Source organism: Rhodococcus koreensis (assembly GCF_017068375.1).
Lineage (GTDB): Bacteria > Actinomycetota > Actinomycetes > Mycobacteriales > Mycobacteriaceae > Rhodococcus_F > Rhodococcus_F koreensis.
This window is the reverse complement of record NZ_CP070609.1, coordinates 7,639,744-7,664,530: the sequence shown is the minus strand read 5'-3', so window position 1 is coordinate 7,664,530 and position 24,787 is coordinate 7,639,744. Positions and strand designations below refer to the sequence as shown.

Below are 24,787 nucleotides of genomic sequence, written 5' to 3'. Positions count from 1 at the left end.
GTCGACACTACTGCCGATCAGTTGGCGACCCGACGGATGTACAGCAGTCGGTCGTTCTCCTCGATCGAATCGACCTCCGGCGAGCCGACCCGGATCAACCGGCCGTCCCGCACCACACCGAGCACGATGTCCGCGAGGTGGCGTGGGGAGCCGCCGATCTCGTCCCGCTCCACGGGACGTTCCGCGATCGCGAAACCCGCCTCCGGAGTCAGGAGGTCCTCCATCATCTCGACGACGCTCGGCGTCTTCGTGGCGATGCCGAGGAGCCGGCCCGCGGTCTCGGAGGACACGACCACCGAGTCGGCGCCGGACTGGCGGAGCAGATGCGTGTTCTCGGATTCGCGGATCGCGGCGACGATCTTCGCCTTCGGTGCGATCTCGCGCGCCGTCAGCGTCACCAGCACCGCGGTGTCGTCGCGGTTGGCGGCGACGATGATCGCCGACGCGTTCTGCGCGCCCGCCAACCGCAGCACGTCCGATTTGGTGGCGGACCCGTGGACCGTGACGAGGCCCTTGCTGGCCGCCGAGTCGAGCACGGCGTGGTCGGTATCGACCACCACGATCTCCGACGGCGGAACGTCGTCGCCGAGCATCGCGTCGATCGCGGTGCGTCCCTTGGTTCCGTAGCCGATCACCACGGTGTGATTGCGCACGTGCTGCCTCCAACGCTGAATTTTGAACGCCTGCCGGGAGCTCGCCGTGAGCGCGGAGAGAGTCGTACCGACCAGGACGATGAGGAAGAAGATTCGAAGGGGCGTGATCAGGAGGACGTTGACGAGCCTCGCCGACGGTGTGAACGGCGTGATGTCGCCGTATCCCGTCGTCGACAACGACACCGTCGCGTAGTAGATGCAGTCGAGCAACGACAGTTCGTTGTCCTGCACGTCGCGATAGCCCGCCCGGTCGATGTAGACGATGAGGACCGCCAACGCCAACGCCGCCAGGGCGATCCCCACCCGGCGGTAGATCGCCCGCGCCGGACTCGTCTGCAACTCCGGAATCCGCAGCACACCCACCAACGCGAAGTCCGGCCGGTCGGTGAGGGTGTCCGACCTGCTCAATCTCTCACGCAGCCTACCGGCCATATGTTCGTCTCCACGTTGCACTGAACTCCGACATCGGCTGGCAGCCTAACCCCGATTGTCCCACCGGACACACGTCGGAGCCTCGTTGTCGCGAACAGGGTGGTTCGGGCAAGCTGGCGTCATGCAACGAGAGAGCGTCACACCACGACCGAGCCAGAAGCCCGCACTCCGTCTCGCCGCACTGCTGCTGGGCGCGGGCACGATGCACTTCGCCGCCCCGAAGTTCTTCGATTCCACGGTCCCCACACAGTTGCCGGGCGACGCCCGCACCTACACCTATGTGTCCGGGGTCGCCGAGCTCGCGATCGGCACCGCGCTGGCCGTGCCGCGCACGCGCAGGCTCGGCGGCGGTCTCGCCGCACTGCTGTTCGTCGCCGTCTTCCCCGCCAACATCAACATGGCAGTGGACTGGCTGAAGAGCCCGAAGACGACGACCGTGCAGAAAACCGGTGCGCTGCTGCGTCTTCCGCTGCAGATCCCGTTGATCACCGAGGCCCTCAAAGCTCGGCGTCACGCCTGAGCTCGTCTTCGGGACCTCCGTCGGCGGGATCCGGTTCGCCGGCGCCGGCGGTACGGAGGAGTCGGGCGAGCGCGTCGGCGCCGGGGAGGCGGTCCGGCGCGATCGTCCGTCCGGTCCGCACGTAATGGAATGCGGCGCGCACCCGCTCGATCGGAACGTCCATCAGTTCGGCCCACGCCAGCCGGTACGCGGCGAGCTGCATCACGACGGCCTTCTCGTTGGCCGCGCTCGGTTCGGCGCCGGTCTTCCAGTCGATCACCGTCCACCCGCCGTCGGGGTCGGTGAACACCGCGTCGATCCGGCCCCTCAGCACGGTCCCCGCCACCGAGGTCTCGAACGGCACCTCGACCTCCGTCGGGTTGCGGTCGGCCCACGGCGAGCGCAGGAACGCGTCCTGCAAGGTCGCGAGATCGGCGTCCGGGCCCGCACCCGTGTCTGCGGCACCGGGCAGCTCGTCGAGATCGAGCAGCCGGGTGGCCCCGAAGCGGCGCTCCACCCATGCGTGGAACGCGGTGCCGCGCCGCGCGAGCGGATTCGGCGGGAACGGCAGCGGCCGCCGCAGCCGGGCGGCCAGGGCGTCCGGGTCGGCCTCGAGTTCGACGAGCTGGCTCACCGAAAGCTGGCCGGGTAACACCACCTCGGTCCGGGCGTTCGCCCGCGCTTCCCGCTCCGCGAGGAGGGCGTCGACGTCGGCTGCCCAGTTCTCGGGGTCGTCCTCCTCGTCCGCCGGCGCCTGCTTGCCGACGTTCTTCAGTGCCGCGACGACCAGCGCCGCACCACGCTCGACCGCCTCCCGGCGGAGACCGAGCGGATCCCGCGGCCACACAGCCGACTTGGGAGTGCTGGTCAGCGGGTTCTGCTCCTCAGGTTCGGGCGTGGGCGCCCAGAGATCGACGATCCCGATACCCTCGTGCTCCTCGTCCGTCACCGTGTCGCGCAGTTCGGTGAGGAACTCCGACGGCCCCTTCGGCTCGGTTCCCGATTCTGCCCAGTGGTGACCCGAAGCGAACAGCACCCGTTCGGTGCGGGTGAGGGCGACGTAGAACAGCCGGCGGTCCTCGTCCAGTCTGCGGGCCGCCAGCGCCGACTTGTGCGCCTTCACGGCCTCCTCGAGGTCTTTCCGGTCGTACAGGTTCTCGAGTTCGAGGACGGGTACACCGTCTGCCGACTCACCCGGCCGCTCCCGGTCTCCGCGCAGCGACGGCGGCAGTTCGCCGAGCGCACCGAGCCAGGACCCGGACGCGGTCCGCGACGGAAAGACACCGGCCGTGAGGTGCGGCACCGCCACCACTTCCCACTCCAGCCCCTTCGCGGAGTGCACGGTCAGCACCTGGACGCGGTGCGGGTCCACTTCGACTTCGCCGGGCGCCAGGCCTTTTTCGACCGATTCCGCGGCGGACAGGAAGGCGAGCAGTCCGGTGACGGTGGCCGACGTGCGGTTCGCGTAACCGGCGACGACGTCGGCGAAGGCGTCGAGATGTTCCCGGCCCGCACTCCCCCGCGCCGACTGCCGCGTCCGGGCCTGCGCTTCGATGCCGATCCCCAGCACCCGTTCGACCTCCGCCACCAGTTCGGTGAGCGGCTGCCCGATCCGCTCGCGCAGGGACGCCAACTCCGCCGCCACCGCGGTGATCCGTGCGTAGCCGACCTGCGAATAGCGTTCTGCGGGGCCGGGATCCGCCAGCGCGTCCGCCAGCCCCGCCTGCTCCGCGTGTTCACCGGGCAGCGCCTCGCCGACGGCGTCGGCGAGGGCGGCCGAATCCGTGACGGCGCCGGTGGTTCCGTAGCCCGTTCCGATGGCCAGTTCGGACGCTCGCCGCGACAGCGCCGTCAGGTCGGCGGCCCCGATCTGCCATCTCGCGCCGGTCAGCATCCGGACGGCGGCACTGCCCGCCATCGGGTCGGCGACGACCCGGAGCATCGCGATAACGTCGGCCACCTCGGGCGTGTGGAGCAGACCGCCGAGACCGACCACCTCGACCGGCAGACCCCGCGACCGCAGCACCTCCGCGACCGGTGCCGCGTCGGCGTTGCGGCGGATCAGCACCGCGGCGGTCGGCGGATCCTCGCCCCGGTTCGCGGCGTCCGCGTACTGTTCGGCGATGCGGTCGGCCACCCATTCCCGTTCCTGCACGACGTCACCGGTGAGGGCCAGCCGCACGTCCCCGGGTACGGCCTGCGGTCGCGCCCGCAGCATGCTGACCGCCACGCCCCGCTCCCGCAGGGACGCCGACGCCATGTTGGCCAGCGCCAGGGCCTCCGGCGGGTTGCGCCAGCTGGTGAGCAGTTCCAGCGTCGGCGCCGGATCCCCGTTCGTCAGCGGGAAATCCGTGGCGAAGCGGGGCAGGTTGGCCGCCGACGCACCGCGCCAGCCGTAGATCGACTGCATGGGATCGCCCACCGCGGTCAGCGCAAGTTCGCCGTCGAGTCCGCCGCCGAACAGCGACGACAGCAGCACCCGCTGCGCGTGTCCCGTGTCCTGGTACTCGTCGAGCAGCACCACCCGGAAACGGGTGCGCTCGGTGAGGCCGACCTCGGGGTGGTCCGCGGCGACGCGTGCCGCCAGCGACATCTGACTGCCGAAGTCGAGCGCGCCTTCCCGTCGCAGGGTGTCCGCGAGCCGCTGCACCAGCGGCAAGAGTTCCACCCGGCGGTGCTGGGTGTCGAGGATGTCGAGCAGTTCCTTACCGGGACCACCGCGCTGCCGCGGTCCGGCGGGCAGGGTGTGGACGAGCTTGTCGAGTTCGGTGTGCGCCTCCCGCAGGTCGTCCGGTTCGACGAGGTGCTCGGCGAGCTGCCCGGCCAGCGCGAGGACCGCCTCGGTGACGGACGCCGGATTTCTATCGGTGTCGAGGTCGCCGTCCCACGAGCTGACCACCCGGTGCGCCAGCTGCCACAGTTCCGTCTCCGACAGCAGCGTCGCCGACGGTTCGATGGGCAACAGGAGCCCGTGCTCGGACAGCAGTCGCCCGGCGTAGGAGTGATACGTGCTGACCTCCGGTTCGCCGGCGAGGATGCGCGACCGGAGGTCACCGCTCGGGTCGACCCGGCGGAGCAGGTCCGAACCCGCCAGACGGGCAAGGCGTTTCCTGATCCGGGCGGTAAGCTGCTGCGCCGCCTTGCGGGTGAACGTCAGACCCAGCACCGCCTCGGGGTCGACGACCCCGTTGGCCACCAGCCACACGACGCGGGCGGCCATCGTCTCGGTCTTGCCCGCGCCTGCCCCCGCGACGACGAGGGTCGGGCCGAGGGGGGCCGCGATGACGGCGGCCTGTTCCGGGGTCGGCGGATGCTGCCCCAGTCCGATCGCGAGTTCCACCGGGTCGATTCGGATGGTCATTCCGACGTCACCTGCCGTCCCTCGTCGTGCGCGGGACAACTCGTCCGCACCGGGCAGTGCCTGCATCCGTCGTTGACGCGGGCGAGGAACTCCGGCCCCTTGGTGGCGGCCGCCGCCGCATGGATGACCGCGAGCCACGTCTCGAGGTCCTCCTCCGACAGCGGTGCCTGCACCCGCTGCGTCGCGCCTTCCTTCTTGTGTGGTTTGGCGACGAAGACCAGCCGCGCCCCACCGGGTTTCGACGCCGGCTCCCCGTCGATCGCACCGGTGGCCGCCGCCACCTGGTACGCCGCCAGCTGGGCGTGCTGCTGGGCGTCGTCCTTGGTGACGGGTGAGCGGGCGGTCTTCACGTCGACGATCACGGGCCTGCCCTCGGCGTCGCGTTCGAGCCGGTCGATCCGCCCCCGCAGCCGGATTTGCGGGGAACCCTCCTCCCGCGGCTCGAGGACGCCGTCGACGGCCACCTCGACTCCGACCTCGGTGAGTTCGGACCGGGTGTTCCCGAGCCAGGCGGTGAACGTGGCGAGCATGTCCCGGGTGCGGTCGAGTTCGCGCCGCGAGTACCACTGGGAGCCGAGATCGATCGACTCCCAGGCGTTCTCGAGCGCACGTTCCACCTGATCGGGTGGGATGCGGCCTGCGAGCGCCTGCACCAGCGTGTGCACGAGCGTTCCGGCGATGGCGTGGGTGTTGTCGCCGTCCCGGCCGCCGTGGCGTTCGAGCAGCCACCGCAACGGGCAGGTGTTGAGCAGGTCGACGGTGGACGGCGACAGCGACACCGGTCCGTCCTCCGCGTTCCACAACGCCACGCCGGTGCTCGGTTCGGCCGTGCCGTACCACTGGTCCGGGTGGGCGCCGCGCACCCCGGCTTCGGCGAGCCGGGCGAGTTGGCGAGCGGCGCGTTCCTGGCGGGCGGGGTCGGATTCGGCGACGTCCGGATCGCAGACCACGCTGCGCAATTCGGCGACGAGGGCGGGCAGGGCCAGGACCCGGGTCGCCGGATCCTCCGCAGGAACCACCACCTCTTCGGCGTCCGAATCCTGTTCTCCGGCGAGCAGTTCGTCGACGAAACGGGAGTGGACGAGATCGGCGTCGCCGCTGGCCGAGTCGACCGCGGTGACCAGCAGACTCCGCCTCGCCCGGCTGCACGCCACCAGGAACAGCCTGCGTTCCTCGGCCAGCAGCGGTGCGGTGCGCGACATCCGGTCGGCGGCGGTCTCGCTGCCGTCGGACACGCCGCCCGTGAGGTCGATCAGCGCCTCGGTGCCGAGCAGGCTTCCGCGCGCCCGCAGGCTCGGCCACAGCCCTTCCTGCACACCCGCGACCGCGACGACGTCCCACTCCCGGCCGGCCGCCGAGTGGGCGCTGAGCACCGACACGGCGTCGCCCGGAACGACGGAGACGGTGCGCGCGGTGGGAATCGCCTGCCCGGTCAGGTAGTCGACGAACCCGGCGAGCTGCGCGCGAGGGAGACGGTCGACGTAACTCGCCGCGGCGTCGAACAGGGCGACCACGGCGTCGAGGTCGCGGTCGGCCTGCGCCCCGATCGGACCGCCGCGGGCGGAGGCCGCCGACCAGCGACGTTCGAGTCCGGTGGCCTGCCACGCCGCCCACAGCACGTCCTCGATGCCGCGCCCCCGCTCGAGCGGAACCCTCGCCTTGCGCAGCACGGACAGCACCCGGTTCAGGGACGCCGCTTCGACGTCGGTCAGCTTCGCCGTGACCCTGCGGGTGCTGCCCGTCTCGCCGACCAGCAGGAGACGGAGCAGTTCCGCGGAGTCACGGTCGCCGCCGGAGGCCAGCTCGGCGCGCCGCAGACCCCGGCGAAGACGCCGGAGCGCCACGGGTTCCGCGCCGCCGACCGGGCCTGCGAGCAGGGCGAGCGCGTCCTCGCCCGTGAATTCCTGCCCCGACAGTGCCCGCAGCACCAGCATCAGCCCCGACACCCCGTGCTGACGAGCCAGCGGCAACTCGGACGCCGCGGTGGTGACCGGCACACCCGCACCGAGCAGCGCCCGCCGGAGCGGAGCCAGCGCCCGCGGAACCGAGCGCACGATCACCGCCATCTCCGACCACGGCACCCCGTCGAGGAGGTGGGCGCGGCGCAGGGTGTCGGCGATCAGCGCCGCCTCCTTCGCCGCGGTGCCCAGGACCCGGACCGACGTCCTGCCGCCGTCCTGAGACGGGGTCCAGATCCGGTGGGGCAGATGCCCTGGCAGGCGGGACGTGATCCGGGCCGCAGTGGTCGCGACCTCCGCCGAACTGCGGAAGTTGACCGGTAACAGCACCTGCCGGGGATCGCCCTTGTCGGCCAGGTCGGCGAGGAACGTGGGGTCGGCCCCGCGGAACCCGTAGATCGACTGGTCGGGGTCGCCGGCCACGACCGTGGTGCGGGTACCGGTGCCGACGAGCCGGACCAGTTCCGCGGCCTGCGGATCGAGGTGCTGGGCGTCGTCGACGAGCAGGTGCCGCACCCGGTCCCGTTCCGCGCGCAGCAGGTCCGGGTCGGTGGCGAACGCGGTGAGGGCCGCACCGATGAGTTCGGCCGCGTCCAGCGCCGGCGCCGTGGCCTCGGGGGCCTCGACACCCACCGCTCCGCGCAGCAGCATGCCGTGCTCGTACCGGGCGGCGAACATGCCCGCCGCCACCCACTCGGAGCGGTCGTGCCGCCGGCCCAGCGTGATCAGATCTTCCGGGCCGAGGCCCCGCTCGCTCGCGCGCAACATGAGGTCGCGCAGTTCGACGGCGAAGCCGCCCAGCGCCAGTGCGGGACGCAGCCGTTCGGGCCACATCTCGCCGCCGTCCGCGATGTCGCCCTGCAGCATCTCGCGGAGCACGGCGTCCTGCTCGGCGCCGGTGATGAGGCGCGGCGGCGGATTGCCGTGGGCGGCGGCCTGCAACCGCAGCACCGCGAACGCGTAGGAGTGGACGGTGCGGACGAGCGGTTCGCGCGTGGCCCGGGGCCCGTGGTGCTCGTCGTGGCCGATGAGGGCGGCGGTCACCTCTTCGCGCACCCGGCCCGCCGCTCGCTTCGACTGCGTCAGGACGAGCACCGACTCCGGGTCCTCGCCGCCGGCGATCCGGTCCACCGCGACGTCGACGAGTAGCGACGTCTTGCCGGTTCCCGGGCCGCCGAGCACCTGCCAGGGATTCCAGCCCATGCCGAGGGGCGGTGCGGTGAGGACCCGCTGCGTGGAGTCGTCCCACACCCGGGCCGGGCGGTCGGGGCTCGGGCGGTGCACGAGCCGGGCCCGGGGAGCCGACGTCCTGGTGCGCACCGCCGATTCCGTCATGGGCAGCATTCCACCAGAACGGTCCGACATCTCCTGCGGCGGCCCGATCCGGCATCATGGGTCACGTGTCAGCACTGAATACGTACCTGTTCGGCGCCGAGGACGGCACGGAGATCCTCGCCCTGCACGGACTCACCGGCCACGGCAGACGGTGGGAGGCGCTGGCCACCGACCAGCTGCCCGACGCCCGGTGGATCTCCCCCGACCTGCTCGGGCACGGCCGCTCGACGTGGTCGCCGCCGTGGAACCTCGAGGCCCACGTCGCGAGCCTCGTCGACACCCTCGACGCGCACGCCCGGGGACCGGTCCTGGTGGTGGGCCACTCGTTCGGTTGCGCCCTGGCGCTGCACCTGGCACGCGCGGTCCCCGACCGGATCCGCGGCCTCGTGCTGCTCGACCCGGCGATCGGGCTCGACCCCGCGCAGATGCAGTCGGTGGCCGATCTCACCATCTCCTCCCCCGACTACACCGACGTCGAGGAGGCCCGGTCCGACAAGCTGCACGGCTCGTGGGGCGAGGTGGCCCGCGACGTCCTCGAGGACGAGATCGCCGAACACCTGGTGCCCCTCGAGAACGGCCGGGTCAACTGGCGACTGTCCACCCCCGCCGTCGTCACGGCGTGGGGCGAACTGGCCCGCGAGGCGGTCCTGCCGCCCGCGCATCTGCCGACCGTGCTCGTGCAGGCGTCGAAGGTGCAGCCGCCGTACGTCACACCCGCGTTCCGCAAGGCCCTCGTCGACCACCTGGGCGGCAACCTCACCGCCGTCGACCTCGACTGCGATCACATGGTGCCGCAGGCCCGGCCCGACGAGGTGGCCGAGCTCATCCGCACACTTCTCTGATGGTCGCGACGACGGAGGAACAGGTCGAGGCGGTGCGCGCGCTGGTCGCGTCGATTCCGCCCGGCCGGGTGGCCACCTACGGCGACATCGCCGCGGCGGCCGGGCTGTCCAGTGCGCGGACGGTGGGCTGGATCATGCGCACCGACTCCGCCGACCTCCCCTGGCACCGCGTGCTGGGCGCCTCGGGGCGGCCGGCGCCGCACCTCGCGCACAAGCAGATCGCGAAGCTCGAACTCGAGGGCGTGCCCATCCGGGACGGCCGCGTGGATCTCGCGGCGGCGCGGTACCGGTTCGATCCGCCCGGCTGACGGTTCCACCCGCCTCAGCAGGTGCTCGGCGCGGGGTCGCCGCGGAACCGGGCGTCCATCCAGTCCAGCCCCTGGGGCAGTCCCAGCGCCGCCGCCGACAGATGGTCGGGTGTCGGCGTGAGCAGCGTCTGCACCGGGGTGCCCGCGTCGCAGTACCGCCGCAGGGTGGTGTCGATCGAATCGACAGGGATCAGCGCGTCCGTCGGACTGTGCCATTCGAAGATCGGTACGGTGGGCACGCCCGGGTACAGCTCCAGGCTGTTCTCCTCCATCACCTTCCACGCTTCCGGGTCGTCCATGAAGTTCTGGTTGTCGGTCATTTCCGAAGCGCTGTGCCCGATTCCGAACAGCATGATCTCGTTCGTGCATCCGTTGCCGATCATCTGCTTCATCCGGCGGCCCTCGTCGTTGAGTTGGCCGCTGACGTCGACGCGATCCGGGTATTCGCGTTCGAGACCCAGTGCGGCGGCCATCGCGAGACCGAACGCGGGGTGCGGATTGGTGCCCAGCGCCTCCGCCATCTTCACCAGGTTCATCGGGGTTCCACCCTCGGCGGCGCCGACGAGGTTCAGTTCGGGGGCGTAGCTCGGCGCCAGCGCCGCCGCCCATGCCGTCGCCATGCCGCCACCGGAGTACCCGCCCAGTCCGACCTTGCTGTTCTGTACCTGCAGTTCGGGGACCCGCTGGACGGCACGGATGCCGTCGAGCGTGATCTGGCCGCCGAGTTTGGCTGCGCCGTACGCCATCCGCGGTCCCAGATGGTCGGGCAGCGCCACCGCCCACCCGCGCGCGAGAGCGATGTTGAGGCCTGCCGCCTCCCGGATCTGGTGCAGGGGGTCGGTGGTGTACAGCTCGGTGACGATCTTGCACTTGTTGCCCAGTGAATTGATGATGTGCTGGTACGACACCAGCGGGCCGTCCGGGACGTGGTTCGGGGGCAGCACATACGTGGTGTTCGCCGCGATCGGTCTGCCCTCGGAGTCGGTGGTCCGGAACAGCAACTCCCACATCGCACTACCGGGGAAGTAGTACGACGGCGGCAGCTGGCGGATCTTCAGCACGTCACCCGGGGCGTGGTCGGCGATGTCCGTGGGCTGGATGTAGAAGGGGTCCGGGTCGGCGACCGGGAAGATCACGTCGGCAGCGGGCGGGGTCGGCAAGGGCGGCAACGGCACCAGCGGTTGTGCCGCGGAAATTCCTGCGCCGACGAGGGCGGCAGTCAGGGCGAGGACCGGGCCGACTACGGCGGTGCCGAAGGATCTGCGGAACAACGAGCCCATGACATACCCCACATTTCAGCGACGGGTCGACGGCATCACTATGCCAGAGCGTCGATAAAGATCCGCCCCTTTCCCGGTACCGAACAGGTCTCTGACCGATACTTCGATTTACAGATACTTTTCCGTGACACACCCGCGCGTCACACGACGAGCGTCGGCGTCACGGACATCGAGGCGTTGGCGGACACGACCAGCGTGGCAAGGACATTCACGGCGGCGGTCAGTTCGGACACCGGCCGTGTGAACGGCATCCGCTGATGGTCGTCGAACAGATGGCCGGTGCCGAACCGCGGCCCCGGCGCCAGCAGCAGCCCCCGCGACCGCGCGGCCGCGACGAGGTCCGTCGAACTCGTATCGGCAGGCAGCCTGCACCACAGGGACAGTCCCCCGGCGGGCAGCACGTAACTCCACCCGGGCAACCGCTCGTCGACCGCCGCCGCGAGCGCGTCCCGCTGCACCCGGAGGTCGCGGCGGCGCTGCGCGACCAGTCGATCGTGCCAGGCGAACAGGCGCACGGCCGCAAGCTGATCCAGCACGGAGACCGACAGCTGCCTGCGGGCCATGATCTTGGCCAGCTGCGCGGTGCGGGCAGCCTCCGCACGCACCCAGCCGATGCGGATACCTCCCCACACGGTCTTGCTGAGGCTGCCGATCGCCACCGTCGCCGATTCCGGGACCGGGACACCGAACGGCTCCAGGTCGTCCGGACCGTCCAGCACGATGTCCGCCGCCACTTCGTCCACGACAGTCACCACTCCGTGGCGGGCGAGGGTCGCGGCCAGCCGCCGTCTGCCCTCCGGAGTTGCCCTGGCTCCCGAGGGATTGGAGAAGTCCGGCATCACGTACGCCACCGTGGGGGCACTCTGCCGGGCGGCCCGGTCCGCGTCGGCGACGAACGCGTCCGGGTCGGTCGCGTCGATCGGCACCGGAACGGGTCTGCCGCCGGCCGCCTGCACGGATTCGACCGCGCCGGGGTAGGTCGGGTGCTCGATCAGGACACGGTCGCCCGCCTCGACCAGTGCCTCGAACACCACCTCGGTGGCGTCACCCGCGCCCCCGGTGACGAGGATCTGGTCCGCGATGGTCGGGCGACCGCGGCGCCTGTAGCGGTCTGCTATCGCCGCCCGGAGTGTGGTCAGTCCGCCGGGGTGGTAGCCGTGCTGGGGCATGAAGCGGGGCAACTCGTCGACGGCGTCGAGGTACGCCTCCTTGAGTTCAGGAGCGGCCGCCGGTGCGGCGTTGACGAGGTCGATCACGCCGTCGACCGGCGCCCCGACCATGGTTCCCCAGGCGGGCGGACCCGACGGCATCGCCACGAATGTCCCCGATCCGTGCCGCGCCGACGCCCAACCGGCCTCTCGCAGTTCGCGATAGGCGGCGCTGACGGTCACCCGGCTGAGCCGGAGTTCCTCCGCGAGGGCCCGTTCGGCGGGCAGCCGGACTCCGACGGCCATGGACCCGTCGGCGACCCTCTCGCGCAGGGCGTCGGCGAGCCCGCGGTACAGGGGCTGCCCGCCGGCGGGCGCCGCACCGAGCAGCACCGCCAACTCGGCCGCGGAGACGGTTCGGACCGGTTCGCTACTCATACAGGCCACTTTTCCACAGAGGACTGGAAATCGCGGTCCACTTCCGGCCGACAATCGATTCATGTTGGTAATTGGAATCCTCTCGGCCCTCAGTCTGGCGTCGGTGGCCTGGCTCTGCGTCAGCACGGCGCAGGGCGGACGGTCCGGGCCGGCAGGCCCTCCGCGCAGCCACCTGCACAGCGACTGAGGGAGTGCGGCAGCATGAGGGAATGAACTCTGCCGCGCCCGTTCACGCGATAGTCCTCGCCGGTGGACGAGCCACTCGGATGGGCGGCGTCGACAAACCGGCCGTAGTGGTCGGCGGACGCCGGATGCTCGACACCGCCCTCGACGCCGTCGACGACTGTGAGCGCATCGTCGTCGTGGGACCTCGCCGCGCCGACCTCGATTCGACGGTGCTCCAGACGCAGGAGACGCCGCCGGGCGCAGGCCCGGTCGCGGGGGTGGCCGCCGGGCTGGCCGTGCTCGACGCCGACCCGGCCGACCGGGTGATCCTGCTCGCGTCGGACCTGCCGTTCGCGGAACCGGCGATGGCCGAGGCCCTCGCCGCCGCCGTGCAGGACGCCGACACCGTGTTCGCGGTCGACGAGTCGGGCCGCCTGCAGTTCCTGTTGTCCGCGTGGCGCGTCGGCGCGCTCACCGACCGGCTCCGCGCGCTCGGCTCCGCCGTGAACCAGCCCATGAAGGCCCTCGTTCCGGAATCGTTCGGAACGGTGCTCTTCCGCGGCGTCACCGACTGCGACACACCGGAGGACGTCGAGCGGGCCCGGAGCACGTCCGCGGCGGCGCCGGTCACCATCGCCGAGGCCCGCACCGCGATCCAGGCCGCGGTCCCCCCACTGCCACCGCGCGCCGCGGCGCTCGGCACGTCGCTCGGCGCCACGCTCGCCGAGCCGCTGCTCGCCGCCGACGCCCTGCCGCGCATCGCGGTGTCCGCCATGGACGGGTACGCCGTCGCGGGCGACGGTCCGTGGGTGCTGCGCGACGCCATCCGGTACGCCGGCAGCGACGAGGAACTCGAACTGGCAGAGGGCGAGGCGGCGCGGATCGCGACCGGTGCACATCTGCCCAGCGGCGCCTCCACCGTCGTGCGGGACGAATTCGCCGTGACGACAGACACTTCCGAGGGGCCGCGACTGTCCCGCAGACACGGCGTTCCCGTGCGCGACGACGCGCGGCGTCGCGGTGAGGACTGGCACGAGGGGTACCGGCTCGCGGCGGAGGGAACGGCCGTCACGCCCGCGCTCGTCTCCGCGGCCGCGAGCGCGGAGGTGACCACCGCCGGGGTCCGCGGACCGGTCCGCGCGCACGTCGTGGTCACGGGCGACGAGATCCGGCGCGACGGCCCGCTGCGCCACGGGCAGACCCGGGATGCACTGGGACCCGTTCTCCCCCAGTTCCTCTCGTGGTGCGGCATCCACACGGTCGCCGACACGCACCTGCGGGACACGTCCGACAGCTTCGATGAGCTGTTCCGGGAAGTCCGCCGGCCCGACCTGATCGTGATCGTGGGGGCCACCGGCGGCGGCGCGGCCGACCAGCTGCGTGCGGCGCTCGACCGTGCGGACGCCCGGATCGTGGTGGGGAGGGTGCGGTGCCGCCCGGGCGGTTCGCAGGTGACCGCCCTGCTGCCCGACGGCCGGGTGGTCCTCGGGCTGCCCGGCAACCCGTACGCCGCGGTCGTGACACTGCTGACCACGGTTCCGTTCATCGCAGCCGCGCTCACCGGTCGCACCCCGGCACCGATTCAGCTGGGGCGCATCGCGAATGCGTCCGAGGTCAGCGGCGACGCCACCCGCATCCTGCCCGCCGTCCCGCAACCGGACGGCACGTGGCGCGTGGACCCCGGAATCCGGACGGCGCATCTCGCGGGCCTGATCGACCGCGAGGCGCTGGCGCTGGTCCCGGCGGGGGCCGCCGACGGTGATCTCGCCGAGCTGGTGCCCCTACCGCGCTGACCGGACGGTTCAGCGCTGGTACGACAGCGCGCGGACCGCGGCCGGGATTCCGCTGCGGTAGCGGTCCGCGACGAGATCGACGATCGCCGGATCGACGCCGAGCGGCTCGGCCACCCCGTCCGCACCGGCATCGGCGAGGCGGGCGTGGAACAGTCCGTGGGCCAGGAGGTACGACGCGACGAACACCCGCTTCTCGCCGCCGGCCCGCAATCCTTCGACCACGTCCGGGACGCGCGGCTGCGCGGTCGCGACGTAGCCGATCCGGACCCGCGACGCGACGAGTTCCGACAGCATCGCCGCGGCGCGCCGGACGTCGCGCAGCGCCCGCGGGTCGGACGAGCCTGCCGCGGCGAGCACGACCGCGTCGCCGGGCCGCCAGCCCGCGTCGACGAGACGCCGCAGCAGGACGTCCGCGAGAACGGGGTCCGGTCCCAGCGCCCGGGTCACGGCCACGGAGGGATGGCCGCTGTCGGCGACCTCCCGCGGAACGTCGGTGTGGACGTGGTAGCCCGACGCGAGGAACGCCGGCACCACGACGGCGGGCCCGGTGATGTCGCGGAGCACCTCGGCGGGTGACGGCCCGAGTACATCCACGAAGGACACCCGGGTCGGTCCGACCTGCTCGGCGACGGCGTCGGCGAGCGCGGCGATCATTTCCACGCCTCGGGGACTCCGCGTTCCGTGTGCCACCAGTACCAGTGCTGTCTCGTTCATTGCTGTCCCTCCTCACGTGAATCGGCGCAGTCGACGGGATCGAGCGCGAGGCGGTATCCGCGCTTGACCACCGTCTGGACTGCCTTCGGTGCGCCCAGGGACGCGCGCAGTCTGGCCACCGCCGTCTCCACGGCGTGGGTGTCGCCGCCGCCGCCGGGCAGTGCCGCGAGCAGTTCGTCCCGGGGGACGACCCGGCCGGGCCGGGCGCCGAGCGTGCGCATCAGCGACATCGCGGCGGGCGGCAGCTGGCGCACCTCGCCGTCGACGACGACGCATCCGCCGCGGATGCTCAACTCGTGTCCGGCGGTGTGGATCTTGTTCGCCCGCCGCGGCAGCTCGTCGGCGATGTGCCGGGCGAGCGCACCCAGTCGCGAGCGTGCCGGCATCGTCGTGGGGACCTCGAGTTCGCGGAGCGGTCCGGCGGTGACCGGTCCGACGCAGGCCGCGAGAACCCGGTGCCGGAACGAGTGCAGCACCATCTCGATCATTCCGGTCTCCTTGGCGCGGGTCAGCAGCGAGGCCACCGCCGGTGCGCTGGTGAAGCTGACCGCGTCGAGACCGCCGGAGGCGATCAGTTCGATCATCCGGTCCATCGGGGCCTGGTCCTCGAGCGGCGTCCACCGGTAGACGGGGACTGCGATCACGTCGGCGCCCGCGCAGCGCAGCACCTCGCAGAAGTCCGCGACCGGCTCCCATTCCGTGGTGGCGCCGTGCAACTGGACCGCGATGCGCTTGCCTTCGACGCCCTCGCCGAGCAGGTGATCGAGCACTTCGGCCGACGACTCCGACGCGGGCGACCACTCCTCCCGCAGGTCCGCCGCCCGGATCGCGCCCTTCGCCTTGGGTCCGCGGGCCAGCAGGCGGCTCGCGGCCAGGGCCCGGCCCAGCTCCTCCGCTTCACCCCAGCCGTCCGCCGCCTCCATCCAGCCGCGGAAACCGATCCCGGTGGTCGCGACGACGATCTCCGGCGGGTTGTCGATGATCTGGCGCGTGACCCGCTCGAGTTCCGTGTCGTCGGCCAACGGGATGATGCGGATGGCCGGAGCGTGCACCACGGTGGCACCGCGCCGCGTCAGCAGCGTGGCGAACTCTTCCGCACGCCGGGACGCCGTGATCCCGATCGTGAACCCGCACAGCGGCGCCGCGTCGTTCACGCGTGCGTGCTGTGGACCTGGACGACGCCGGCCCACACCCGCACGTCGTACACGGGCAGCCGCACCGACTCGTCGTCGAGGCAGCGACCGTCGACCAGCGAGAACACCTGCTTGAGCAGGGGCGACGCCACGGTGGGCTCTCCTGCCCGGTCACCCACGAGGCCGCGGGACATCACGGCCGCGCGCCCGAACGGGTCGATGTTGCCGACGGCGTGCAGGGACCCGTCCTCGAGAAGGAACAGTGCCACCTGCTCTCCGCCCCGCAGCAGCACCGCCACCCCGAGACCGGGGATCAGCTGGCTGAGCGGACACGCGGACGTCCATTCGAGACGGCCTGACTTGACGCTTTCGAACCTGGTTCCACTGGCACTGTGGACGTTCATGTCGACGACGGTCATCACAGTCCTCCTTCGGGCTGGTGTGTATCCGTGCTTGGATACATAGTTCGTGGTGGGTGTTTCCGCAGCGTTAAGCGGGGATTACTCCGATGTAGAAGCTGCGAATTTCGGCATTCCCATCAACACCGGGACCTTCCGGACACCCGTGTCGTCGAACGCGACGGTCGGATCGGCCTCGTCGGGCGCGTTGACGAACGAGACGAACCGCGACAGCTTCTCCGGGTCCTCGAGCACACCCGCCCACTCGTCCTTGTATCCCAGAACGTGCTTGGCCATGGCCGCCTCGAGATCGGCGGCGATGCCCAGGCTGTCCTCGCACACCACGGCCTTGAGGTGGTCGAGCCCGCCTTCGAGGGACTCGACCCACGGCGCGGTGCGCTGGAGCCGGTCCGCGGTGCGGATGTAGAACATCAGGTACCGGTCGATGTACCGGATCAGGGTCTCGTCGTCGAGCCCGCCTGCGAGCAGCTGGGCGTGCTTCGGGGACTGGCCACCGTTGCCGCCGACGTACAGGTTCCAGCCGTTCTCGGTGGCGATGACGCCGACGTCCTTGCCGCGCGCCTCGGCGCATTCACGGGCACAGCCCGACACACCGAACTTGATCTTGTGCGGGGACCGCAGGCCGCGATACCGGTTCTCCAGGTCGACCGCCATACCCACGGAGTCCTGCACGCCGTACCGGCACCAGGTGGATCCGACGCAGCTCTTCACGGTGCGCAGCGACTTGCCGTACGCCTGGCCCGACTCCATGCCGGCGTCGACGAGGCGCTTCCAGATCGCGGGCAGCTGCTCGACGCGGGCGCCGAACAGGTCGATGCGCTGACCGCCGGTGACCTTCGTGTAGAGGCCGAAGTCGCGGGCCACCTCGCCGATGACGATGAGCTGTTCGGGCGTGCATTCGCCGCCGGGCATCCGCGGCACCACCGAGTAGGTGCCGTTCTTCTGGATGTTGGCCAGGAAGTGGTCGTTCGTGTCCTGCAGTCCCGCCTGGTTGCGGTGCAGAATGTGGTCCGAGTCGGTGGACGCCAGGATCGACGCGACGACGGGCTTGCAGATGTCGCAGCCCGAGCCCGTTCCGTACTTCGAGATCAGCGCGGAGAACGTGCGCGTGTCGGTGGCCTGCACGATCTCGAACAGCTCGGCACGGGACTGCTCGAAGTGCTCGCACAGCGCCTTCGACATCACCACTCCGGACGACGCGAGCAGCTGCTTGATGGTCGGCAGGCAGCCACCGCACGTGGTGCCGGCGTTGGTGCAGCTCTTGACCAGCGCGATGTCGCAGGCGCCGTCGGCGATGGCCCCGCAGATCGCGCCCTTGGTGACACCGTTGCAGGAGCACACCTCGGCGTCGTCGGGCAGGGATCCGGCGCCGGGCTTCTCCCCCGCGGGCGAGATGAGCGAGGCCGGATCGCCGGGCAGTTCGCGGCCGACGAGGGGACGCAGCGACGCGTACGCGGAGGCGTCACCGACGAGGATGCCGCCGAGCAGCGTCTTCGCGTCGTCGGACACGACGAGCTTGGCGTAGGTGCCCTTGGCGGCGTCGCTGAGAACCACCTCCAGCGCGCCGGGGGTCTGAGCGTGGGCGTCGCCGAAGCTGGCGACGTCCACACCCATCAGCTTGAGCTTGGTGGACAGGTCGGCGCCGGGGAACTCCGCCGCCCCGCCGAGCAACCGGTCCGCGACGATCTCCGCGGTGGTGTACCCGGGAGCGACGAGGCCGTAGCACCTGCCCTCCACCGCGGCGCACTCGCCGACCGCGTAGATGTTCTCGTCCGACGTGCGGCACCCGAGGTCGGTGATGATCCCACCGCGCTCACCGACCTCGAGTCCCGCGTCGCGGGCCAGCTGGTCCTGCGGCCGCACACCCGCGGAGAACACCAGCAGCGCGGCCTCGATCACCGAGCCGTCGGACAGTTCGACGCTGATCCCGTCCGGGCCCTCGGTGATGCCTGCGGTGCCGACACCCGCGTGGACGGTGAGACCCAGGTCGGTGACGAGGTTGGCGAGCAGCGCGCCGCCGCCCTCGTCGACCTGCAGCGGCATCAGCCGGGGAGCGAACTCGACCACGTGCGGGGTCATGCCCATCAATTTGAGGGCGTTCGCGGCCTCGAGTCCGAGCAGACCACCGCCGACCACGACACCGACGGCGCCGGGCCCGGCCGCGTCGGCACGCTTCCGGATGCCGTCCAGGTCGGCGAGCGTGCGGTAGACGAAGCACTCCGGCCGGTCGTGGCCGGGGATCGGCGGCACGAACGGATACGAACCGGTGGCCATCACGAGAGCGTCGTACCCGACGACCTCACCCGAATCGGTGGTGACCTTGCGGGCCTCCCGATCGATGGTCGCGGCCCGGCGGCCGATCCGGAGGTCGACGAGCGCGTCGTCCGGGTAGTCGTTACCCGCGAGCGCAAGCTCCTTGGGGTCCCACGCCCCCACGTAGGAGGACAGTCCCACCCGGTCGTACGCGGGGAGGGGCTCCTCGCAGAGCACCGTCACCGACCAGTCGTCCGACTCGTCGCGTGCACGCAACGCCTCGACGAATCGATGTCCGACCATTCCGTGTCCGATGACCACTGCTGACTTGCGGCTCATGCCGTCGCTCCTTCTAGCTGAATTACTCGAGTTCATGCGGTACTGCGGGAGGTCACGCCGAGACCGACACCTTTTCGTCGTCGCCGTCGGTGACGGTGAGCGCACGAGTGACGGACGGGCGGCGCAGGAAGACGAACCAGGTGACGAGGATGCAGGCGAGGTAGAAGGCGAGGAACACCCAGAACGCCATGGTCGCCGACTTCGCGGTGCCGCCGTAGGACGCGCGGAGCACCAGGTTGATTCCGACGCCGCCGAGGCCGCCGATGGCGCCGGCGAAGCCGATGAGGGCCCCGGACATCGCCCGCGACCACGCCGCCTTGGCGTCGCGGCTCAGTCCTTCGAGCCCCTGCGCCTTGGCCTCGAAGATCGACGGGATCATCTTGTAGACCGAGCCGTTGCCGATGCCTGCCAGCAGGATCAGGGTGATGAAGCCGACCACGAACGCCACCAGCACTCCGGCCGTGGCCGCGCCGGGCGTGCCGTCGTCGACGGTGCCCGCGGTCACCAGCACCGCGGCGGCGAGCGCCATGGCGACGAAGGTGTACAGCGTGATCTTGCCGCCGCCGATGCGGTCGGCGAGCTTGCCGCCCATCGGCCGGGCGATGGAGCCGAGCAGCGGTCCGATGAAGGCGATCTGCGCGGCGTGCAGGGCGGCCGCCGCGGGGGTGGCGCCACCGGCGAGGAAGTTGATCTGCAGCACCTGGCCGAACGCGAAGCTGAATCCGATGAACGATCCGAACGTGCCGATGTAGAGGAAGCTGATGACCCACGAGTCGGAGAACTTCAGCGCCTTGGCCATCGCCCGGAGATCGGACTTCTGGTTGCCGAGGTTGTCCATGAACAGGGCCGCGCCGACCGCGGCGACGGCGATGAAGACCAGGTAGACGGCGCACACGATCCAGGGGTCCGTGTTGCCCACGGTGGCGATCACGAGCAGACCGACCACCTGGATCACCGGGACACCGATGTTGCCGCCGCCCGCGTTGAGACCGAGTGCCCAGCCCTTGAGCCGCTGCGGGTAGAACGCGTTGATGTTGGTCATCGACGACGCGAAGTTTCCACCGCCGACGCCGGCGAGTGCCGCGACGAGGATGAACGTCGTGTACGACGCCCCCGGGTTCATCATCAGGTAGAGGGTGAACAGTGTCGGGACGAACAGGACGAGGGCGCTGAAGACGGTCCAGTTGCGGCCACCGAAGCGGGCCGTCGCGACCGTGTACGGGATCCGCAGGATCGAGCCGACGAGAGTGGGGACGGCGACGAGGAAGAACTTGCCCGCCGCGTCGATCCCGTAGATGTCGGTCGGCATGAACAGCACCATGACGGACCAGATCGACCAGACGGAGAAGCCGACGTGCTCAGCGACTACCGACCAGATCAGGTTCCGCTTGGCGATGTCCTTGCCGCCCGCCTCCCAGGCGTCGACGTCTTCCGCGTCCCAGTGCTCGATGTAGTGCTTCTTCACCCGGGCCTCCTCGTTGTGTGGGAGACCCAAAGGTAGAAAACCGGTGTTGCGGCGGTGCTGCGGTCGGTGACCGGGGCGTCAACTGATCCTCACTTTTCAACTGGGGCGATGTGAGGTTTCCTGCATGTTTCCTAGACGTGTCGAAGAGCGTTCTCAGGCTCCTTTTCGACGTGCCAGCTGTCCTCGAGCATGCGCGGCTTGCACGCCTGGAACGCCGCTATGAGGAGGATCACCACGCCGAACGTCAGGAATCCGAACGACACGGTCCATCCGCCGGAGGCGTCGTGGAACACCCCGAACAGCAGCGGTCCGAGGCACGCGACGGCGTAGCCCACACCCTGGGTGAAACCGGACAGCGTCGCCGAGCCGAGGTGGCTGCGCGTGCGCAGATTGATGAGCGTCAGCGACATGGGGAACGTGCTCGGCCCGAGCCCCAGCAGCACGATCCACAGGATCGGTGCGCTCATCGGAGCGAACAGCAGTCCACTGAAGGCCACCAGGTAGCAGACCGCGCATCCGATCACGATCGGGAACGGATTGCGCATGCGGGCGCACAGCGTGGGGGCGCCGAACGCGGCGACGAGACCCATGAACGAGAACAGTCCCACCATGGCACCGCCGAACGCTTCGCTCGCCCCGGCGTCGGACAGGATGTCGGGAATCCAGGTGAACATCGAGTACGTGATCATCGACGTCATTCCGAACATGCCGGCCATCCCCCAGCCGACGGGCGAACGCCAGGCCTTCCCGTGCGGGCGTTCGGCCTGCACACCCGCGGGCGGTTCCGCCGCGACGACCACGGTGCGACGTCGTTCGCGGGTGAGCAGGAGGATCCACGGGAGCGCCGCGGCGAAGCCGAGGAGCGCCCAGACCCCGATCGAGAACCGCCAGCCGAACGCCTCGGCGAGCGGGACGGCCACGAAGGCGGGCACGATGGTGCCGATCTGCACCCCGACGATGTACACCGAACTCATCACGGCCAACCGGTCGGAGAAGTAGCGCTTGACCAGCGGCGGAATCACCACGTTGCCGATTCCCATGCCGGCCAGCGCGAGGGCCGACAGCGCCAGCAACGACCAGGTGTCGCTCATCAGCGCTCTCGTGAGCATGCCGACTCCGGCCATCACCATCGCCACGAGCGCGGTCCGTTCCAGGCCCCACCGCTTGGCGATGAGCGGCGTTCCCAGGCCGAACAGCGCGAACATCGCCGTGGGCACCATCCCGAACACTCCGACCACGGTGGGCGAGAATCCGATGTCCTCCCGGATCTGCGAGGCCAGCGGGGTGAACGAGGTGACCGCGAGCCTCAGGACGAGAGCCGACACGGCGATCGCGCAGAAGACGAGGAGGCGGCCGCGTAGAAGAGTCACGAGAGAAATCATAGGATGACAGGATGACCTTTGGAAAACCCGTACGTCGCTCGAGTCTCATCTCACAGGTGACCGAGCAGCTACGCGACGAGATCTGCAGTGGCCGGTGGGCGGTGGGCGCGAAGATCCCCACCGAGACCGCGCTGTCCGAACTCACCGGAACGGGACGCAACACCGTCCGTGAGGCAGTGCAGGCCCTCGTCCACACCGGACTGCTGGAACGGCGGCAGGGATCGGGCACGTACGTCGTCGCCACCTCGGACGTCGGCGGCACACTCGGCAAATACTTCGCAGGCGCGCACGAGCGCGACGTCACGGAACTGCGGCAGGCGCTCGACGTCACCGCCGCCGCGCTCGCCGCCCGCCGACGCACCCCGGACGACATCACACGACTGCAGAGCATGCTCGACGAGCGGTTCCGATGCTGGGCCGAGTCCGACACCGAGGCCGCCGTCGCGGCCGACATCACCCTGCACCGCGCGATCGTCGAGGCGAGCCACAACGCCGTGTATCTCGAGTTCTACGACTCGCTGCTGCCGTCGATCGCCCAGACCGTCGACCGGCACGTGCACGCGACAGGGGCGGGATTCCACGACGAGCACCGGCACCTGATCCAGGCGATCGTCGACGGCGACGAGACCGCGGCGACCACCGCCGCCCGCGACCTGTTCGCCGAGCTGCTCACCACCTAGAGCAGGAGGCGCACCACGTCGGCGGTGCGGGCGAGTCCGGGGAACGCCTCCGCGGTCGACCGCGGGTGCAGCACGTGGACGGCGAGCCGGAACAGCACCGCCCGCAGCAGCATCTGCGGCCACTCGGGCAGGTCTTCCCACCGCCCGATGAGGGCCTCGTCGGCCCCGCCCCAGGAGATGGCGTCCACCACCGCCACGGCCGCCGCCCAGGACGCGGGGCGCCAGTACGGCGTGATGTCGGTGATCCCCGGCGCGAGCGCACCGGCGAACAGGACGGTGCCGAACAGGTCGCCGTGGACGAGCTGATCCGGGCACGTGACGGGCTTGCGCAATGTCGCCAGCCCGGTGATCAGCTCGAGACTCTTGCGACCGTCCGGCGACGGGGTCTCGAGCTGTTCGGCGCCCTTCGCGCTGCGCAACGGGATCTTCTCCCAGGCCGCCCGGTCCGCCGCGACGAACACGTCGACCTCCGCCCACGGCGCGACCGGGGGCTGCACCAGGAACCGGGGACGGTCGAGTTGCGAGGTGGCGGCGTGCAGTCGCCCCGACATCGACACGACCTCGTCGTGACGCGGTTCGGGTGTGCCCTCGATGAACGTGTCGGCGCGCCACCCGGACACCACGTACCTGCCGTCGGTGGATCGCACGGGACGGGCGAGCCGAACGCCTTCCACCTCGAGCGTCTCGCGGACCTTGGCGGACCACGCGGCGCGCGCGTGGTCGGCGACGGCTGACAGGACTACGTCTCCACAGAGCCACCCGCCGTCCCAGTCCGCACCGAGTGGGATGGGCTCGACTTCCCGGAGGCCGAACGTGGAGCACACGTGCTGAGGGGGTTGGCCGGTGCTCACGTACTCAACGCTACCGCCGGGTGGGCCGGTGACAGCGCAAGGCGCGCTGGCCCGAAGACGTCAATCACGCCGCGACCGGGCCGGCAGACAGGCAGTGGTCAGTAGACGGGCAGGCTCGTGTCCACCTGCTTCGCCCACGCGATCACGCCGCCCTGCAGATGGGTGGCGTCGGAGAAGCCGGCCTTCTTCAGCGCTGCCAGCGCCTCCGCCGACCGGACGCCGGTCTTGCAGTGCAGCACGATCGGCTTGTTCTGCGGAAGCTCCGACAGCGCCTCCCCCGACAGGATGCGGTCCTTGGGGATCAGCACCGCACCGGGCAGGTGGACGATGTCCCATTCGACGGGCTCGCGCACGTCGACGAGTTCGATCTCCTTGCCGGAGTCGAGGAGGTCGCGCAGCTCCGTGGCCGTGATCGTCGAACCGGCCGCCGCGGCCTGCCCCTCGTCGGACACCACCCCGCAGAACGCGTCGTAGTCGATCAGTTCGGTGACCGGAGTCCGCGCCGGATCCCGGCGCAACGCGATGGTGCGGTATGTCATGTCGAGCGCGTCGTAGACCATCAGCCGTCCGAGCAGCGATTCGCCGATGCCGGTGATCAGCTTGACCGCCTCGGTGGCCATGATCGAGCCGATCGACGCGCAGAGCACACCGAGCACGCCGCCCTCGGCGCAGGACGGCACCATGCCCGGCGGCGGCGCCTCCGGGTACAGGTCGCGGTAGTTGAGTCCGCGGCCGTTCGGCGCGTCCTCCCAGAACACGGACGCCTGGCCTTCGAAGCGGTAGATCGAGCCCCACACGTACGGCTTGTGCGCGAGGACGGCGGCGTCGTTGACGAGGTACCGGGTGGCGAAGTTGTCGGTGCCGTCGAGGATCAGGTCGTACTGCTCGAACAGTTCGACGGCGTTGTCGGGCTCGAGCCGGAACTCGTGCAACCGGACGTCGACGTTGTCGTTGATCTCGCGGATCGAGTCGCGCGCGCTCTCGCCCTTCGGACGGCCCACGTCGGAGCGTCCGTGGATCACCTGGCGTTGCAGGTTCGACATGTCGACCTCGTCGAACTCGACGATGCCGAGGGTCCCGACCCCCGCGGCCGCGAGGTACAGCAGGGCCGGTGAGCCGAGGCCACCCGCCCCGATGACGAGGACCTTCGCGTTCTTCAGGCGCTTCTGGCCGGCCATGCCGACGTCGGGGATGATCAGGTGCCTGCTGTACCGCGCCACCTCGTCGCGGGAAAGTTCGGCGTCCGGTTCCACCAGCGGCGGCAGCGCCTCGGTGGTCTTCACAGAACGGTCAAGCGACACGGCCCACTCCTGACGATTGCGCGACGGCTTCCGATGTG

At 70.6% G+C, this 24,787-nt stretch carries 19 protein-coding genes; 6 read left to right on the top strand and 13 right to left on the bottom strand.

What is annotated here, in order from left to right:
* Positions 1–17: 17 nt before the first annotated feature.
* Positions 18–1,085 carry a potassium channel family protein gene (locus JWS14_RS34655; RefSeq protein ID WP_072937670.1) on the bottom strand — a complete coding sequence of 356 codons (1,068 nt, stop codon included), beginning with the start codon at positions 1,083–1,085 and terminating at the stop codon, positions 18–20.
* A gap of 121 nt (positions 1,086–1,206) precedes the next feature.
* Between JWS14_RS34655 and JWS14_RS34650 the strand changes: the two genes are divergently transcribed.
* Positions 1,207–1,605, top strand: a complete 399-nt coding sequence (locus tag JWS14_RS34650; RefSeq protein ID WP_072937669.1) for a DoxX family protein — start codon at positions 1,207–1,209, stop codon at positions 1,603–1,605.
* On the opposite strand, the gene JWS14_RS34645 is transcribed toward JWS14_RS34650, so the two are convergent.
* A complete protein-coding gene (locus JWS14_RS34645; protein ID WP_206015247.1) occupies positions 1,583–4,945 on the bottom strand; it encodes an ATP-dependent helicase in 3,363 nt (1,120 codons plus the stop codon). The genes JWS14_RS34650 and JWS14_RS34645 overlap by 23 nt on opposite strands.
* A complete protein-coding gene (locus tag JWS14_RS34640; RefSeq protein ID WP_072937790.1) occupies positions 4,942–8,238 on the bottom strand; it encodes an ATP-dependent helicase in 3,297 nt (1,098 codons plus the stop codon). The genes JWS14_RS34645 and JWS14_RS34640 overlap by 4 nt, the downstream gene beginning before the upstream one ends.
* A gap of 56 nt (positions 8,239–8,294) precedes the next feature.
* Between JWS14_RS34640 and JWS14_RS34635 the strand changes: the two genes are divergently transcribed.
* Complete coding sequence (locus tag JWS14_RS34635) at positions 8,295–9,080, top strand: alpha/beta fold hydrolase (protein WP_072937667.1); 786 nt, start codon at positions 8,295–8,297, stop codon at positions 9,078–9,080.
* A complete protein-coding gene (locus tag JWS14_RS34630; RefSeq protein ID WP_072937666.1) occupies positions 9,080–9,388 on the top strand; it encodes an MGMT family protein in 309 nt (102 codons plus the stop codon). The genes JWS14_RS34635 and JWS14_RS34630 overlap by 1 nt, the downstream gene beginning before the upstream one ends.
* Before the next feature lie 14 nt (positions 9,389–9,402).
* Here the strand turns inward: JWS14_RS34630 and JWS14_RS34625 are convergent, their stop codons facing one another.
* Both JWS14_RS34625 and yczR read right to left on the bottom strand, forming a co-directional pair.
* Positions 9,403–10,668: a lipase family protein gene (locus JWS14_RS34625; protein WP_206015246.1), complete on the bottom strand. Its 1,266-nt coding sequence runs from the start codon at positions 10,666–10,668 to the stop codon at positions 9,403–9,405.
* A gap of 140 nt (positions 10,669–10,808) precedes the next feature.
* A complete protein-coding gene (gene yczR, locus JWS14_RS34620) occupies positions 10,809–12,254 on the bottom strand; it encodes a MocR-like transcription factor YczR (protein ID WP_206015245.1) in 1,446 nt (481 codons plus the stop codon).
* Positions 12,255–12,315: 61 nt separating this feature from the next.
* On the opposite strand from yczR, the gene JWS14_RS51240 reads away from it, so the two are divergent.
* Positions 12,316–12,441, top strand: coding sequence for a hypothetical protein (locus JWS14_RS51240; RefSeq protein ID WP_255314956.1), 126 nt, complete (start codon positions 12,316–12,318; stop codon positions 12,439–12,441).
* 22 nt (positions 12,442–12,463) lie between these two features.
* The gene (locus tag JWS14_RS34615; protein WP_206015244.1) at positions 12,464–14,212 is read left to right on the top strand and encodes an NTP transferase domain-containing protein; all 1,749 of its coding nucleotides are present in this window, start codon (positions 12,464–12,466) and stop codon (positions 14,210–14,212) included.
* A gap of 9 nt (positions 14,213–14,221) precedes the next feature.
* Here the strand turns inward: JWS14_RS34615 and JWS14_RS34610 are convergent, their stop codons facing one another.
* From JWS14_RS34610 to JWS14_RS34585, 6 genes are all read right to left on the bottom strand, one after another.
* Entirely contained in the window at positions 14,222–14,926 is a 705-nt protein-coding gene (locus JWS14_RS34610; protein WP_072937662.1) for a sirohydrochlorin chelatase, read from the bottom strand.
* The gene (locus JWS14_RS34605; protein WP_072937661.1) at positions 14,923–16,080 is read right to left on the bottom strand and encodes a uroporphyrinogen-III synthase; all 1,158 of its coding nucleotides are present in this window, start codon (positions 16,078–16,080) and stop codon (positions 14,923–14,925) included. The genes JWS14_RS34610 and JWS14_RS34605 overlap by 4 nt, the downstream gene beginning before the upstream one ends.
* Positions 16,077–16,478: a nitrite reductase small subunit NirD gene (gene nirD / locus JWS14_RS34600; RefSeq protein WP_043825757.1), complete on the bottom strand. Its 402-nt coding sequence runs from the start codon at positions 16,476–16,478 to the stop codon at positions 16,077–16,079. Before nirD ends, JWS14_RS34605 begins: the two co-directional genes overlap by 4 nt.
* Before the next feature lie 81 nt (positions 16,479–16,559).
* A complete protein-coding gene (gene nirB, locus JWS14_RS34595) occupies positions 16,560–19,070 on the bottom strand; it encodes a nitrite reductase large subunit NirB (RefSeq protein ID WP_206015243.1) in 2,511 nt (836 codons plus the stop codon).
* A gap of 52 nt (positions 19,071–19,122) precedes the next feature.
* Entirely contained in the window at positions 19,123–20,535 is a 1,413-nt protein-coding gene (locus JWS14_RS34590) for an MFS transporter (protein WP_072937659.1), read from the bottom strand.
* 131 nt (positions 20,536–20,666) lie between these two features.
* A complete protein-coding gene (locus JWS14_RS34585) occupies positions 20,667–21,917 on the bottom strand; it encodes a CynX/NimT family MFS transporter (protein WP_206015242.1) in 1,251 nt (416 codons plus the stop codon).
* 11 nt (positions 21,918–21,928) lie between these two features.
* Here JWS14_RS34585 and JWS14_RS34580 point away from each other — a divergent pair, with 11 nt between their 5' ends.
* The gene (locus tag JWS14_RS34580; protein WP_206015241.1) at positions 21,929–22,597 is read left to right on the top strand and encodes a FadR/GntR family transcriptional regulator; all 669 of its coding nucleotides are present in this window, start codon (positions 21,929–21,931) and stop codon (positions 22,595–22,597) included.
* Here JWS14_RS34580 and JWS14_RS34575 read toward each other — a convergent pair.
* Positions 22,594–23,448, bottom strand: a complete 855-nt coding sequence (locus tag JWS14_RS34575) for a TIGR02569 family protein (RefSeq protein ID WP_072937656.1) — start codon at positions 23,446–23,448, stop codon at positions 22,594–22,596. The genes JWS14_RS34580 and JWS14_RS34575 overlap by 4 nt on opposite strands.
* 98 nt (positions 23,449–23,546) lie before the next feature.
* Complete coding sequence (gene moeZ, locus JWS14_RS34570; RefSeq protein WP_072937655.1) at positions 23,547–24,731, bottom strand: adenylyltransferase/sulfurtransferase MoeZ; 1,185 nt, start codon at positions 24,729–24,731, stop codon at positions 23,547–23,549.
* Between the last annotated feature and the right edge of the window lie 56 nt (positions 24,732–24,787).